We start from the raw sequence: 13,525 nt of genomic DNA on the forward strand, positions 1-13,525 counted from the left end.
ATGAATGCTTATGGCAAGGGACCTGGAGACCGCCCTGCTACGGTCGTTCGTCGCCGCCGTGCGAGAGGGCAGCATCAGCCGCGCCGCCACCGCCCTCGGGCACAGCCAACCCGGTCTCAGCCAGCAGTTACGCAAGCTCGAGAGCACCGTCGGCCGTCCGCTGCTGCACCGGTCGTCGTCCGGTGTCTCGCCGACCCGGGCAGGCGAAGAACTCCTGCCGTACGCCGAGCGCATTCTCTCGCTCGCCGCCCAGGCCCTCGCCGAAACGACCGGCACGCTCACCGGCCACTGCGGCGTCGGGTTGCTCGAAGACCTCGCCGCGTCCCACCTTCCGCAGGCCCTCGCCGACCTTGCCGGGCTCCATCCCGGCGCGACGCTGGAGGTGCTCAGCTGTTCGAACGCCGCCATGCGGGAGGCCTACGACGCGGGCCGCGTGCAGCTCGTGCTCGACGCGGTTCCGGACATTCCCGGGCCGCCGCGCTGGACGGTGCGCGCCCCGCTGGTCTGGGCGTCCGGGCAGGGTGTGGAGGTGGCCGCCGATCCACTGCCCGTGGTGTTGTTCTCCAACCCGTGCTCCTGGCGTACGTCAGTGCTGGACACACTGGAACGCGCCGACCGGCGTTGGCGGGTGGCCTTCGAGAGCAACAGCCTGGTCGGGGTGCTGGCCGCGGTACGGGCCGGGCTCGGCGTCGCGGCGCTCATGCCCGCGAACCTCGAACCGGGCATGATCTGCCGCGATGCGAGTGCCCTGCCCGTCCTGCCGGATGTCGAGTTCGGTCTCGCCCGGCACCCCCGGACCGAGGGTGATCCGCTCGTCGACGCGGTGGAGACGGCGCTGCGTCGCATCGTCTGAGCACGTGGCGACACTGCCGTCACCGGCTGATGGGTCGTAGGGTTCCGGTATGGCACAACGACTCGTCAGCGTGTGGCAACCGTTCTTTCTGGCCAGCGGGAGTCGCGGCGCTGCCGTCGATGCCGCGACCGAGTTGGAAGAACTCGGCTATTCACGGATCTGGTTCTCCGGCGGCTTCGGCGAGAACGTCGCCCCGCGCTTCCGGGAGATCCTGGACGGGACGACACGCATCGGGGTCGCGTCCGGCATCGTGAGCATCTGGCACTCGTCGCCTCCCGAGGTGGCGGCGTTCGTCCAGGACGCGCAGGTGGCGCATCCCGGCCGGTTCCTGCTCGGTCTCGGCGCCAGCCACGCGGTGCTGGTGGAGGGCAACGGCACCGACTATCGCAAGCCGTACTCACGGATGGTGGACTACCTGGACGGCCTCGACGCGGCCGGCGTGGCGCCCGAGCGACGCATCCTGGCCGCACTGGGCCCGCGGATGCTCGACCTCTCCCGCGACCGTTCCGCCGGGGCACACCCGTACTTCGTCCCGGTCGAGCACACCGTCGAGGCCCGGGCGGCAATCGGGCCCGACCGGCTGCTCGCCCCCGAGGTCGCGGTGGTCCTGGACGCAGACGCCACCACCGCGCGCGCCACCGCCCGGCAGTACGCGAACCTTTACCTGGCGCTGCCGAACTACACCAACAACCTGCGGCGATTCGGCTGGACCGACGAGGACTTCGCCGGCGGCGGCAGCGACCGCCTCATCGACGCCCTGATCCCCTGGGGCACCGTCGAGAAGGTGGCTGCCGGGCTGGAGAAGCACTACCAGGCCGGCGCGGACGAGGTGGCGATCCAGGTGCTCAACGGCGGCGACGCCACGACGTTCCCCGCCGACGCGTTCCGCGCTCTCGCAGCGGCCCTGATCTGACCCTCGCACAACCCACGTCCGTACGGCGCCGATGCGGCCACGGCTACGGCCTCAAGACCATGCCGTGCCAGCCGACGGGACGTGGCCAGCGTGGTCCCAGAAGGCCCGTGCGCCCTACGATGTGGACGAGTACGGCGATGACTGAGGCTTGGCGTCCAGCCAAGGTCGGGCCCATCGTCGCTCAGTTGGTCACCCGGCACGGCTGTTCACGGTGAGCCCTCCACCGTCCAGGCTCGGCGTCGTAGCTCGTCCACCACTGTGCCGGCACGGAACGCCCAGAAGATCACAGCTTCGTCGTGGTCGTTCCGCACGAACTTGACGCCGTCTGCCAGCACGGGGATTCGGCCGATCCGGGAGATCGATACAAGGTTCGTACGGGTGACGCGAAAGTCTCCGAACAGGGACGAGACGGTGATGCCGCTCGCTCCCACGCGGAGCCGGGCGAACGGCCACGTGGCACTCCGGTAGGGCTGAGAACCCTGCCCCCACGACCTCAGGCCGGGGTCGACGTAGGCGACACCCCCACGCGTGCTGAACCCCCCATCAACCACCCGCCGATCATCACCGACGCTCGCAACCTCTGTGCCGATGATCAGACGGGGGTACGTGCCGCCCAATGCCCGGCGTGGGATCCGCCTACCGGGGCCGTCGGCTCGGCTGACACCACCAGGGTGGCCGCGACATCCAGCTCAGGGCGTAGCGGGCAACCCGGCCCGGCACAGTTCGAGAGCGTCTCGCGCACCGCGCAGGGCTGCGATCACATTGGGTGAGGGGTGCACGTGTACTTCAGGAAAGTCGATACCGGCCGATCCGTCGGTGATCGGGTAGGCCAGTTGTTCATGCCCGAGCCGGAACTGGGCGTCGATGCCGGTGCGGTTGCCGCGCGGGTCCTGGCGATGCCAACGGCCGTCGAGGTATACGGCGACGAGGCCGTGCAGGAAGGGCTCTCCCCCGTCGGTCAGCTGTTGGTAGCACAGCCCGGCCGGGACGCCGGCGGCCCGAGCCACGGCCACCAGCAGGTGCGACTTGGCATAGCAGAGGCCGACGCCAGCGCCGAGCACCTCGCCGGCGGTGACGGTGATCCGCGGATCCTGGGCGTCCACGGAGTGCCGGATCCGGTCACGAACCCAGGCGAAGGCGGCTCGCATGAAGTCGACGTCGTCCGGATGCGCCGCGCGTAGTTCACCGACTAACGCCCGTACTGCCGGATGGTCCACCTCGACGACCAGGTCACCGCCCAGGTACTCCATCGGATCGCCCGCGACCAGTTGCATAGCTGTCCCTCTCCCGCCGCTTGTTCAGACGGGTTCGATGCTGCTCCTTCGCGCCATGACCCATCCCGTCGCGGATGCGGCGCTATCTCACCGCAGCCACGCTTCTCCTGTCACCCTCGTTCCCGGACGCAGCTACGGCAACGCGCACTGTCGGCTTGGTCAGGCCCAGGCGTGGTCGAGGGCCAGTGCGAGCCGTCTGGCCCACTGCTCGGCGGTGCCCGTGATTCCGGCGTACTCGTCGGTGAAGTTGGACCAGTCGACGTTCCACGACAACACGGTCTCGGCCCCGAAGGCATCGGCCTCAGCGCCGAGTTCCGGGCGCATGAGCTGGCGGACGAGAGATTGGTCGACAGTGGTGTGCTCGGCGAGGAGGACCGCGTCGTAGAGGTCCTTGCCCTGCGGGTACCTGTCGGTGGCCAGCCACAGCAGCTTCCACGCCAGGGACAGCGAGGCGGACGCGGCCAGTAACGGCTTGTCGACGTCAGGCAGGATCAGCACCTCTGGGGGCAGCGGAAGGTGTTCACCGAAGACGATGTCGATCTGCACGTGGCCGGGCGGTGCCTCCGGGGTGCTGAACGGGATGAGCAGACGGCGTCCGTCCGCCCGTTCGTAGGTCCAGATGGCGGACTCGGTGATCTGGTCTGGTCGTACGCCGGCGCCCGTTGCGGCTCGGATCGCGGTCTTGATGTCATCGAGCAGTGTGCGGGCGTCGGTGCTGTCGCTGGTGATGGTGTGTGGGGTGACGACGAAGTCGAGGTCGCCCGGCTCACGGGCGGCCTCGCCGACCCAGGCCGCCATGGTGACGCTGCCGCGCAGGACCAGGTGCTGACCCGAGGTGGTTGCGGCGATGGCCGCCAAGACATGATGCATGGCGGCGCGTCGGGCTTTGGTCCACACCTGGCCGGTGGCCGCCACAACGAAGTCGGGCTCCCCGGCACGGTAGGCGTTCGCGTACTGCTTGAGGGCCGGGTCGAACGCCGCCCGCTGGCGCACGGCCGAGCCGGCGGACAGTGGCTGGTAGGTCGGCGGGTAGTCCGGCAGGCCGGCGGGCGCGGACCTCATCCTGTTCTCGCGCTCCACCGTCCAATCGCTGGGGCCGGCATTGGGCGAGTCCAGCCAACCCTCGTCGTAACGGAGGTGGCTGTCGAAGACGACGTACTCCTGCTCCACCGTCGTGGGCTGGTGGCCCGCGGCCCGGAGGGTCTCGACGAGCTCATCCAGCCGCTGCCTGGCCGTGTCGAGTCCAACCCCGTGACAGCGCTGGTTGACGAACCGCTCCTGCGCACCGTCGGCAAACTGCCGACGGGCGTTGCGGGACAGCCGCGCGCCGTGCGGCGCGACCAGATCGGTCAGAGCCGTCAGATCCGCCACCGCCGCACTCGGTAGCAGCAGTTTGATGTGACGTTCGAAGTACCGGCCATCCGGCTCCGCTGCCGCCTGCAGGTCTGACTCGGGTACGCCGGCGCACCACGGCGCTGCCTCGATCTTCGAGCGGCACGGGTGTATCCCCGCCTCACGCAACTCGCGTTGCCAACGCTGCACCGCGCCCTGCTGCTCAGTCAGCGTGCCTCGCCCGTTCAGGCTGAGCATCGGTTGGGAGACGTACGCGCCGCGGTCGAGCATGATGTGGACGAACTTCACACCATGCTCGATGGCGAACGCCCGCAGCTTCTCGGCCTGAGAAGCGTACGCCGTAATGTGGATCTCGAAGTCCCCCGACACCTCAAGCATCGGCGGAGTTTATGGCACGGCCCTCAGGCCGGAGAACCCGATTACCCGATGCGGCGGGACGCAGCCTTCCGGAGCTGGTTTCGGGCGTCACTCCCGCCCAGGTCCGGTGCCCGGCCACGGCGATGAGTGGATGTTTGCTCGGCGAGGGCCTGGATACTTGTCGCGCATGTTTGACGGTTTCGAGGACGAACGGATCGATGTCGGGGAGGTGAAACTCCGGGTCCGGTACGCGGGGCGCGGGCCCGCGGTCCTCCTCATTCACGGTCATCCGCGTACGGGGTCGACATGGCATCGAGTCGCGCCGCAGCTGGTTGATCTCGGGTTCACCGTCGTCTGTCCCGACATGCGGGGCTACGGGCGATCCGGCAAGGCGAAGATCCTCGCCGATCACTCCCAGCAGTCCAAACGGGTGGTCGCCGCGGACATGGTCCGGCTGATGGACGGACTGGGCCATTCGACGTTCGCGACGGTCGGTCACGACCGTGGGTCGTACGTGGCGTTACGCCTGGCGCTGGACCATCCCGACGCGGTCAGCCAACTGGTGGTCATCGACGGTGTGCCCATCAGTGAGGCCCTGGCCCGATGCGATGCGAAGTTCGCCCACGACTGGTACCACTGGTTCTTCTTTGCCCAACCCGACAAGCCGGAGCGCGCCATCGCCGCCGACCCGGATGCCTGGTACGCCAGTAAGGCCCGGCCCGACAGCATGGGAGCCGACAACTACCAGGAGTTCCGGCAGGCCATCCACGATGCGGCCACCGTGCGGGCCATGCTGGAGGACTACCGGGCCGGCCTCGGCGTCGACCGAGCACACGAGGAGGCCGACCGGCGTGACGGTCGCGGTGTCCGCTGCCCAACTCTCGTGCTCTGGTCGACCCGCGATGACCTCGAAGACCTGTACGGCGACCCGTTGGCTGTCTGGCGCCCGTGGGCCGCCGATCTCCGCGGCCACTCGATCGATTCCGGCCACCACGTCGCCGAGGAGAACCCCGACGACCTGACCGCAGCGCTGCACGACTTTCTGTCCTGAGCCTCCCGCCGCGCACGCCACCACCAAGGTCAGCGGCCCGGACCACGGTGGCACGTCGTCCTTCGACGAGATCGCGGGCGCATCCAACGCTCCTACCGAGCGTTGACAGAAGAAGTGCACCTGTCGTTCGCTGAATGCCACAGCCCCGGCCTGCCATGGCCTGGAGGAGCCGGGAGACCCCAGGATGAGAAGCCAGAAAGCGCGCCAGGTTCACCTCGCGACGTTGGTGGTGATGGGCGTGCTGTTCAGCGGATGCGCGCGGCAGGGCCACCCGGAGGCGGCAGGCCCCAAGCCGCCGGTCACGGCCACCACGGGGGCGACCGTACCGCTGTCGCCGGAAATGTTGATCGGATCCTGGACGCTCGTTGACGTTGCCGACCCCGGCGCGGGTACGATCCTGCGCCTTGCGGACGGTGAGCTGCACGTGATCGGCAGCCACTGCGGCACCCTGGGCGGGTCCTGGTTGGCCAACGACGAAGGCGTTTTCCTCGCCGACGTCTCGTCGGCTTCCGCTGTCGTCGTCGACAGCACTCCTGGCTGCGAGAAGGCTAGCCAAGAGACGCCCGGGTGGCTGCGGAGCGTGAGCGCCTACCGGTTCGACGCGGCGGGCTCGCCCGTTCTCCTGGACGGACGAGGGCAAACGGTCGCCCGGCTGATCCCCGGAGCGACACCGACTCCCGAGCCCGACACGGCCGACTCCGTGCTGGAGCCACCGGTGGTCACCGACGAAGCGCGACGGGCCCTGGCGCCGGCCGTCGCACTACCGGCGACGCTCGTTCCCGTCGACCAGCGCCAGCCAACAGGCCGTTGGGCGCCCAAGCGCGGACACAAGGCGGCCTACCTGGAGTTCACCGCCGACGGGGAGTGGCACGGATCCGACGGCTGCAACGACCAGAGCGGCCGGTGGATCACCGCCGCCGGCGGCACCCTGCTCGCCACCTCACGAGCAGCCACATTGGCGTTCTGCACCGACAGCGTGCCAATCGAACAGTGGGTCACCACGGCCAGACGAGCCGGTCTCGACGGCAAGGCCCTCGTGTTTCTCAACGCCCACGGCGACGAGACAGGCCGGCTGCAGCCCAAGAACTAGACGCACCTGTCACGCACAACGCCAGCAGCGCTCCGAACGCCTTGCGCAGCATCACGACTTCCACAGGGCCAACCCGCTGGTCTTCCTACGCCACACCCCTTGATCGAGGTGTCGCGACGACCACGTGAACCCGCCCGGTACACGTCGTTCCGGTTCACCACCCACCCCCGGGCGCGTGGGTCGCGCTCAGGGGCCCTGACGGTTCCCGATGCTGAACGGATCGATCCCGGGGAACGGTGGAGCGTCGCCGCCGCTGCGTACGTAGCTGTAGATCGCCAGCACCGAGGCGAGCTGGGCGAGCGCGAAGGTCGCCTGCGCGGTGGCGTTGCCCATCCGATACCCGATCAGCAGCATCCGCACCGGCCGGAATCCGGCCGTGCCGAGCTGCCGCACCGTCCTGAGGTCCATCGACATCGAGGTCAGCGACAGCACCGCGAACGTCAGCGCGGACCGCAGCAGGATCAATCGGTCCACCGGCTCGCCGATCAGCGCGTTGAGCGCGGCGTCGGCGCCGAACGCCAGGACCGACACAGCGGTCAGGGCCAGCGACTTGGTCGGACCCCGGCGGCCGGGCAGGCGCCGCCACAGGACGCCGAGGACGAAGCCGCCCGCGGTCCAGTTCAGCACCCCCAGGACCACACCGCCCACCAGCCCGGTGACCAGCATCATCTGATCGGCCGGGCGCAGCCAGGGCGACGTCGTCCAGTCCGCCCACAGCAGCCACGCGGTGGCGGGGAGCCCGATCAGCGTTGCGGCCACCGCGCCGGCCACGCCGTTGCGAAACGCCGACCGGTACGGGCCGACCACGAACAGCGCGTCCAGGGGTGTCACCCCGGCCGGGAGGGCCACGGCGGGTGCGTCCGGTGCCGTCTCCGGCTCGACGACCGGGGTGGGCCGGCTCAACCAGTGCAGCCGGCCGATCAGCGGAACTGTTCGCCGGCCGCCGTCGCCGGGAGTCGCCTCGCCCTCGGCACTCACGGCGCGTTCCCGGGCAGCGGCGCGGCTCTCCACCGTCCGCCATCGATCCGCCTCGGCGACGAGCACCGAATGCGGGACGTCCGCCAGTGCCCGCCACAGCGGATCGTTGAGCCGGCCGACCGGCCCGGTGAGCACGAACAGGCCGGCCAGGCCCACGGTGAGACCGAACGGGAACCACCAGCCCGCCCAGGCGTCTCCGAGCGGAAGGCAGACCAGCCCGTAGCCGAGGCAGGTCACGGCCCGGACGCCCGGGGGCAGAGTGAGGTCGTCATCGGTGAGCAGGTCGCGCAGCAGCGGTACCAGCAGCACCGCCGCCAGGAAGTACGCGAAGCCGTAATTCCAGTTCACCAGGTCGTTCGCGTACGCCGCCAGGTCGTTGCCGAAGACCGACATCCGGGAGTCGATCGGGAACTGCACCCACCGGAGCCGTTTCCAGTCGGCTCCGGAGTCGAGGTAGCGCTGCAGCAGGACGGCGGCGGTGACCGGCACGGCCAGCAGCAGCGACCAGCGGCCGGAACGGGACCGCAGGAAGGCCCGGGTCGTGAGCCGCTGCGGCAAGCGGCCCCGCAGCGCAGCCTGGACCGTGTATCCGAACGCCAGGCATGCCAGCAGGGTCAGCGCGGCTGCGCCGGCCAGCCGGAAGCCCCACTGGGCCGGCTCGTCGCGGACCACCAGCGGCGCGATGCCGGACACCGCCAGCAGCACGGCGGCGACGAAGCCGACCAGCAGCCTGGGCAGCCACAGCAGCAACGCCGCGACGACCAGGGTCACGCTCCACAGTGCCGTGGTCAGGTAGTGGAACCAGTGCCAGGGGATGGTGCCGGGGCCGTCGCCGATCCAGTCGTCGCCGACGTATCCGGCCACGATGAGCACCGGGATTGCCAGGATCAGGCTGGCCACCCGACGGGTCGGCCGGGTCAGCCCCGGGCGGCGGACCCGTCGCAGCGCCACGATCAACAGGATCAGCAGGGCCGCGTCGAACACCCAGAACAACACGTCGGACGCCCATCGCCAGCCGTCGTGCTGAGACAGGTGGGTACTCAGAATCCGGGCGTCCGGCTGGACGAAGACACCGGGCACCTCGGCGTCCCACGCGGGTTTCTCCCAGGTGGCGCCGCGCGAGCCGGCCACCGTCGGCGGCCAGGGGAACACCCCGGTCGCCCACGAGTCCGGCAGCTCGACGCGGACCTGCGTGAAGGTGGCCTTTTCCAGGACCGGTGACCGGAGTAGCTCAACCCGCCAGGGTGTCGACGAGGTGGTGATCGACCAGGACCCGACTCGTACCGGGTTCCGCTCGTCGAAGTGCACGTCGCCGTAGACGACGTCGGTGAAGGACACGAACCCGTCGGCGATCGAGACCGCAGGGGTCCGGTCCCGACTCTCGGACCACGAAATGTCGGCCGGTTCGTAGGACAGCAGGCATCGCATCGCCAGCCGGCGGATCTCCGAGTCCGGGCTGGCGCTCAGGCCGATGCTGAGCGGCCAGTCCTGCGGGACCCGCACCGTCGTGGTGCTCGTGGCCTTGGGCAGGTCGAGATCGCGGGCTTCGATGCGCAGCTGGGTGGAGACCGTCGTAGTGCCGGTGAGCCCGGCTGGCTCACACCAATCGGCGGGATCGGCCGACGCGGATGCGGTGGGCCACATCCCCGCCAGCAGGCCGGCAGTGAGAAGGCCCACGAATCCGACAAGACGACGTCCCGGCCTACCCATCGAGCAGATGCTGTCTAACCGGCCGGCCACGCCCGGCAGCCTACTCGCGCCCATCCGGTCGACCACGCGCACGTCGTGTCGGATCACCCTGGCCGCGGAGCCGGTCGCAATGGCGCTGCAGCCGTCACGGAGGAGAGCTCTGGCAGCGGGCAATGACACTCAAGCCCCCGTGGCCACGCCCGCTGCCAGAGGCTCGTAATGTTACGCATACACCGTGTAGCTGTGTCAATCCTTGATTCCATCAAGGATCTTCGTGTAAACCTTGTGTTCCAAGTCGCAGGGAGTCCCGATGGTCGCGGCGGACGATTCAGCCGGCGAGACGTTCGCCGAACGGCTCGACTGGCTATTTCTCCACGTCACCGACCCTGCGGGCAAGCCCTACAGCGTCCGGCACGTCGCGAACGAGTTGACGCAACGAGGCTGCAAGATCTCCCACACTCACCTGAGTAACCTCCGACAGGGCCGATCGCCCGACCCACGGCGTTCGGTTGTCGACGCCATCGCGGCGTTCTTCGGGCAGCCGCCCACCTTCTTCGCTGAGACGTCAGAGGATCAGCATGAACACAGGCTCGCCCAGGCTCTGTCCGATCCGCACATCAAGCAGGTAGCCATGCGCCTGATAGACGCCCGGCTGTCACCCGAGGGCCACGCGGCAGTCGTCGCCATGATCGAGCAGGTGCAGCGACTTGAGGCTGCCGCCCGTAGCCGGCTGAAAAACACTGATCGGCAGCCATGAGCGACGTCCCCAGACAATCAAGCCACCGACCGCCGGTCACCGCCGGCTGCGTACGGCTGCAGGGCTGGTGGTGGCACGACGGCCGGACCACAGCGTGGAACGAGCAGCAGATTCGCCGATGTGACGAGGTCCTGCACAGCCTGACCCTGTCAACGCCCTTCACGGTGGGCGAGCTCTGCACGGAACTGGAGCGGGCCCGAGGCCGACCGCTGGTGGTGAATGCTGTCCGCGCGCGCCAGGCAGCCGCTCGCGCCATGTGGTGCCGCGGCGCGACGACGGACCACATCCTGATCGTCTCGGCTCTCCCTCGCCTCCATCGGGACCATCTCGTTCTGCATGGCGTCGGCCACATGGTCTTCGACCACGTCGGTAGCCCCGCCGTCGACCGCGATATCAGGAGGGCGCTTCACACAGCTGATCTGGCCGGCCTACGGCGGGATCTCAAGCGCGTCGTCTATACCCACCGCGAGGAGCACCAGGCCGAGGTGTTCGCCACCCGGGTGCTGCAACTGACGAATGGCTGGGTGGCACCGAAACCATCGTCAGGATCCCAGACACAGATGCTGGAGCAGCTCTCCTCCGTTCTCGAGTACCACGCGGGCAGGGCGGTGCGGTGCGGCCGCTGAGTGTTCGCCACGGGACCACACCACGTCGAAGCCCGATGAGCAGGGAATGCGATGCAACGCCATCCCGATAGCAGCGTGAGCCAAATGCGACAGCAGGCGACGCAGCTCCTCGCCGCACTCAAGCTGCCCTCGACCTTCACCTTCGCCCAACTTCACGACCGGGTCGAGCATCGCCGCGGTCGACAGGTCCACCTCATCCCCCGACACCTGCCCGCCCTTGCCCCGCACGGCCTTTGGGTGGCGGGCGAACTCGCCGACTACGTCTTCTACGACGCCAACGCCAGCAAGGTGCGACAGAGCCTCATCATCGGCCACGAATACGGGCACATGATGTTCGACGACGTCGCCATCCCGAATGATCTCGAATGTCTTGCGGCCATGCTCATGCCGTCGGTGGATCCGTCGGTACCCGAGATCGCACTGGCGCGTCTCGCCTACGACGAGCCGATCGAGCGTCGGGCGGAGGTCTTCGGGACAGTCGCCGTGCAACGCGCCGAATCGTGGTCCACGATTCCGACCTCCGTGCCAGCTGATCCTCGAGTCTTCGCCAGGCTGGTGGCGACGCTGGAAGGCCGGGCCACCTGATGGTGAGCATCGCTCACGGCCTCATGACCGCGGTAACGCTCGTCTGCTGGGGTATGAGCCTCTACAAGTTGCGCGACCTGGCGCGGGACCGGGACAACCGCCCCCTTCGGGCACTGTGCCTCGCCCTGATCGCGATCACCATATCGATGACCCTTCAGCCGCTCGCAGCAAAGATCGACGAGCTGTTGGGGATCCCGGACATCACTCGCCTGCTGTCCAACTGCCTCTCACTGGTGTGCGCCACAGCGGCGCAAGCATTTCTCCTCTTCATGACCAGTGCCGACGTCAGCACCCGGCGGCGGGTGCGGCGGCGGACCATCGCTCTGGCGCTCACCGTCGCCGTCATGATCATGATGTTCGTCGTGACACTCCTGGACGGCAGTCGCTCCGATCCGCGCGTTCGCGTCACCGAGTACGACGGCGGGCCTTCCCACCCTCCATTCCAGTTCGCGTACCTGGCTTACCTGCTCGCGTACCTGGCCTACCTGGGCTGGTCACTGACGCAGGTGGTGGTCCTGGCGAACCGTTACGCTGCCATCGCCCATCGACCGCTGCTGCGCTTCGGCCTCCGAATGATCACGGTCGGCTCGCTGTGGGGGCTCGCGTATGTGGCCGCCAGGCTCGTGGCCATCGTCCTGGCAAACAGGTCCTCCGACTGGGCTCTGATCACGGATGCGGTAGTGGTACTGGCGTTCAGCACGTCGATCCTGCTGGTCCTCATCGGATCCACAATTCCGTCCTGGGGTCCTCGCGTCGGCCTGGACCGGCTGTGGGCAGGGGCGGCAGCCGTCCGTGACTACTACCGGCTGTACCCGCTATGGACACGGATCCATGCCGTGCTACCTGAAATCGCGCTGCTTCCGCCGCCGTCAGGCGTCCGCGGCGCTCTCTCGATCGCCCGGGACGCGTCCCTGCGACGGGTCAGGATCACCGTGGAGATTCTCGACGGCTACGCCACCCTGCGGCCGTGGATGTCGGCATCAGTGGCCGCCCACGCGCACGATGCCGCCCAGGAAGGTGGCCTCCTCGGTGACCAGCAGACGGCCATGGTCGAAGCCGCCGTCATCGGTGCGGCGCTGGCGTCCCGACTCGACGGCACGCCCCCGTCCGGTGAGGCCGCCGAAGCAGTCGCCCTGCCGCTGGGGCCGTCCCGAGACTCGGCCGCCGGTGACCTCGACGCCGCCGACCAGGTGACGTGGCTCGCCCAGGTAGCCCGCGCGATCGAATCCCCGATGGCCGCACAGATCATCACACGCGCCACATCCGAGACGTCGTCTCTTGATACGCAGCCGTCCGAGAGGTAGAACCCCATCGTGCCCGCACTCGTTGACCTGCCCGCCGACAGCACCTACCGAGTGGCACGGGTCGTCACCGAAGCATGTGCACCGGCCGTCTTCGCGGCCCTGATGCCGCTGATCATCGCCCTGCACAGCACCGCCCCCGCCGTGACGACCGGCCTCGGGTGGGCACTGCTCGCCATACTGTTCTGCTCCGTCGTCCCCTACGCCGTCATCTGGGTCGGAGTACGACGGGGACGACTCACCGACCACCACATCGGCGTACGCGAGCAGCGCCGCATGCCCCTGGTCTACGGACTGCTGTCCGTCCTCGTCGGTCTCGCCGTGCTCGTCCTCGCCGGCGCGCCCCGACCGCTCGTCGCCATGGTCGTGGTGATGTTCGCCGTGCTGCTCATCGTCACCGCGATCAACCAGGCGTGGAAGCTCAGTGCACACGCCGCGGTCGCCAGCGGCTCGATGTGCGTACTGATCATCGTGTTCGGGGCGGCGCTGATCCCATCGCTGGCGATCGTCGTCCTGGTGGGCTGGTCCCGCGTACGGCTGGGTGATCACACCATCGGGCAGGTTGTCGCAGGCGCTCTGGCCGGCGTCCTCATCGCTGTGCCGACGTTCATCCTCCTCGCGTGAACCGACGTTGCTTCCGGCGGAGAGTCGGCAGTTGGCGCCCCGCCGCTCAGTGCCGTAGGGACCGTCAACCACCG

Annotated in this window: 12 protein-coding genes; 9 read left to right on the forward strand and 3 right to left on the reverse strand. The window is 68.8% G+C overall.

Annotated features, from left to right (window positions below; genetic code table 11):
* Window positions 1–10 precede the first annotated feature (10 nt).
* Window positions 11–853, forward strand: a complete 843-nt coding sequence (locus tag GA0070612_RS25300) for a LysR family transcriptional regulator (protein ID WP_167393677.1) — start codon at window positions 11–13, stop codon at window positions 851–853.
* Between the two features lie 49 nt (window positions 854–902).
* The gene (locus GA0070612_RS25305; protein ID WP_088990190.1) at window positions 903–1,766 is read left to right on the forward strand and encodes a TIGR03620 family F420-dependent LLM class oxidoreductase; all 864 of its coding nucleotides are present in this window, start codon (window positions 903–905) and stop codon (window positions 1,764–1,766) included.
* 689 nt (window positions 1,767–2,455) lie between these two features.
* Here the strand turns inward: GA0070612_RS25305 and GA0070612_RS25310 are convergent.
* Together GA0070612_RS25310 and GA0070612_RS25315 are read right to left on the reverse strand one after the other, a co-directional pair.
* On the reverse strand, window positions 2,456–3,040 hold the full coding sequence (locus tag GA0070612_RS25310) for a transglutaminase-like domain-containing protein (protein WP_088990191.1): 585 nt from the start codon (window positions 3,038–3,040) through the stop codon (window positions 2,456–2,458).
* Between the two features lie 159 nt (window positions 3,041–3,199).
* A complete protein-coding gene (locus GA0070612_RS25315; protein WP_088990192.1) occupies window positions 3,200–4,771 on the reverse strand; it encodes a nucleotidyl transferase AbiEii/AbiGii toxin family protein in 1,572 nt (523 codons plus the stop codon).
* Window positions 4,772–4,877: 106 nt separating this feature from the next.
* On the opposite strand from GA0070612_RS25315, the gene GA0070612_RS25320 reads away from it, so the two are divergent.
* On the forward strand, window positions 4,878–5,801 hold the full coding sequence (locus GA0070612_RS25320) for an alpha/beta fold hydrolase (RefSeq protein ID WP_231924337.1): 924 nt from the start codon (window positions 4,878–4,880) through the stop codon (window positions 5,799–5,801).
* Between the two features lie 184 nt (window positions 5,802–5,985).
* Window positions 5,986–6,891 (forward strand): META domain-containing protein, encoded by a 906-nt coding sequence (locus tag GA0070612_RS25325; RefSeq protein ID WP_088990194.1) that lies wholly within the window; start codon window positions 5,986–5,988, stop codon window positions 6,889–6,891.
* A 186-nt stretch (window positions 6,892–7,077) separates the two neighbouring features.
* On the opposite strand, the gene GA0070612_RS25330 is transcribed toward GA0070612_RS25325, so the two are convergent.
* Entirely contained in the window at window positions 7,078–9,546 is a 2,469-nt protein-coding gene (locus GA0070612_RS25330; RefSeq protein WP_088990195.1) for a DUF6185 family protein, read from the reverse strand.
* Between the two features lie 322 nt (window positions 9,547–9,868).
* On the opposite strand from GA0070612_RS25330, the gene GA0070612_RS25335 reads away from it, so the two are divergent.
* From GA0070612_RS25335 to GA0070612_RS25355, 5 genes are all read left to right on the forward strand, one after another.
* Window positions 9,869–10,315, forward strand: coding sequence for a hypothetical protein (locus tag GA0070612_RS25335; protein WP_088990196.1), 447 nt, complete (start codon window positions 9,869–9,871; stop codon window positions 10,313–10,315).
* Window positions 10,312–10,941: a hypothetical protein gene (locus GA0070612_RS25340; protein ID WP_088990197.1), complete on the forward strand. Its 630-nt coding sequence runs from the start codon at window positions 10,312–10,314 to the stop codon at window positions 10,939–10,941. The genes GA0070612_RS25335 and GA0070612_RS25340 overlap by 4 nt, the downstream gene beginning before the upstream one ends.
* A gap of 84 nt (window positions 10,942–11,025) precedes the next feature.
* On the forward strand, window positions 11,026–11,526 hold the full coding sequence (locus GA0070612_RS25345; RefSeq protein WP_088990198.1) for a hypothetical protein: 501 nt from the start codon (window positions 11,026–11,028) through the stop codon (window positions 11,524–11,526).
* A 53-nt stretch (window positions 11,527–11,579) separates the two neighbouring features.
* The gene (locus GA0070612_RS25350) at window positions 11,580–12,830 is read left to right on the forward strand and encodes an MAB_1171c family putative transporter (RefSeq protein WP_157742598.1); all 1,251 of its coding nucleotides are present in this window, start codon (window positions 11,580–11,582) and stop codon (window positions 12,828–12,830) included.
* A 102-nt stretch (window positions 12,831–12,932) separates the two neighbouring features.
* Window positions 12,933–13,451, forward strand: a complete 519-nt coding sequence (locus GA0070612_RS25355) for a phosphatase PAP2 family protein (protein ID WP_231924698.1) — start codon at window positions 12,933–12,935, stop codon at window positions 13,449–13,451.
* The last annotated feature ends 74 nt before the right edge of the window (window positions 13,452–13,525 follow it).

The organism is Micromonospora chokoriensis, assembly GCF_900091505.1.
Lineage (GTDB): Bacteria > Actinomycetota > Actinomycetes > Mycobacteriales > Micromonosporaceae > Micromonospora > Micromonospora chokoriensis.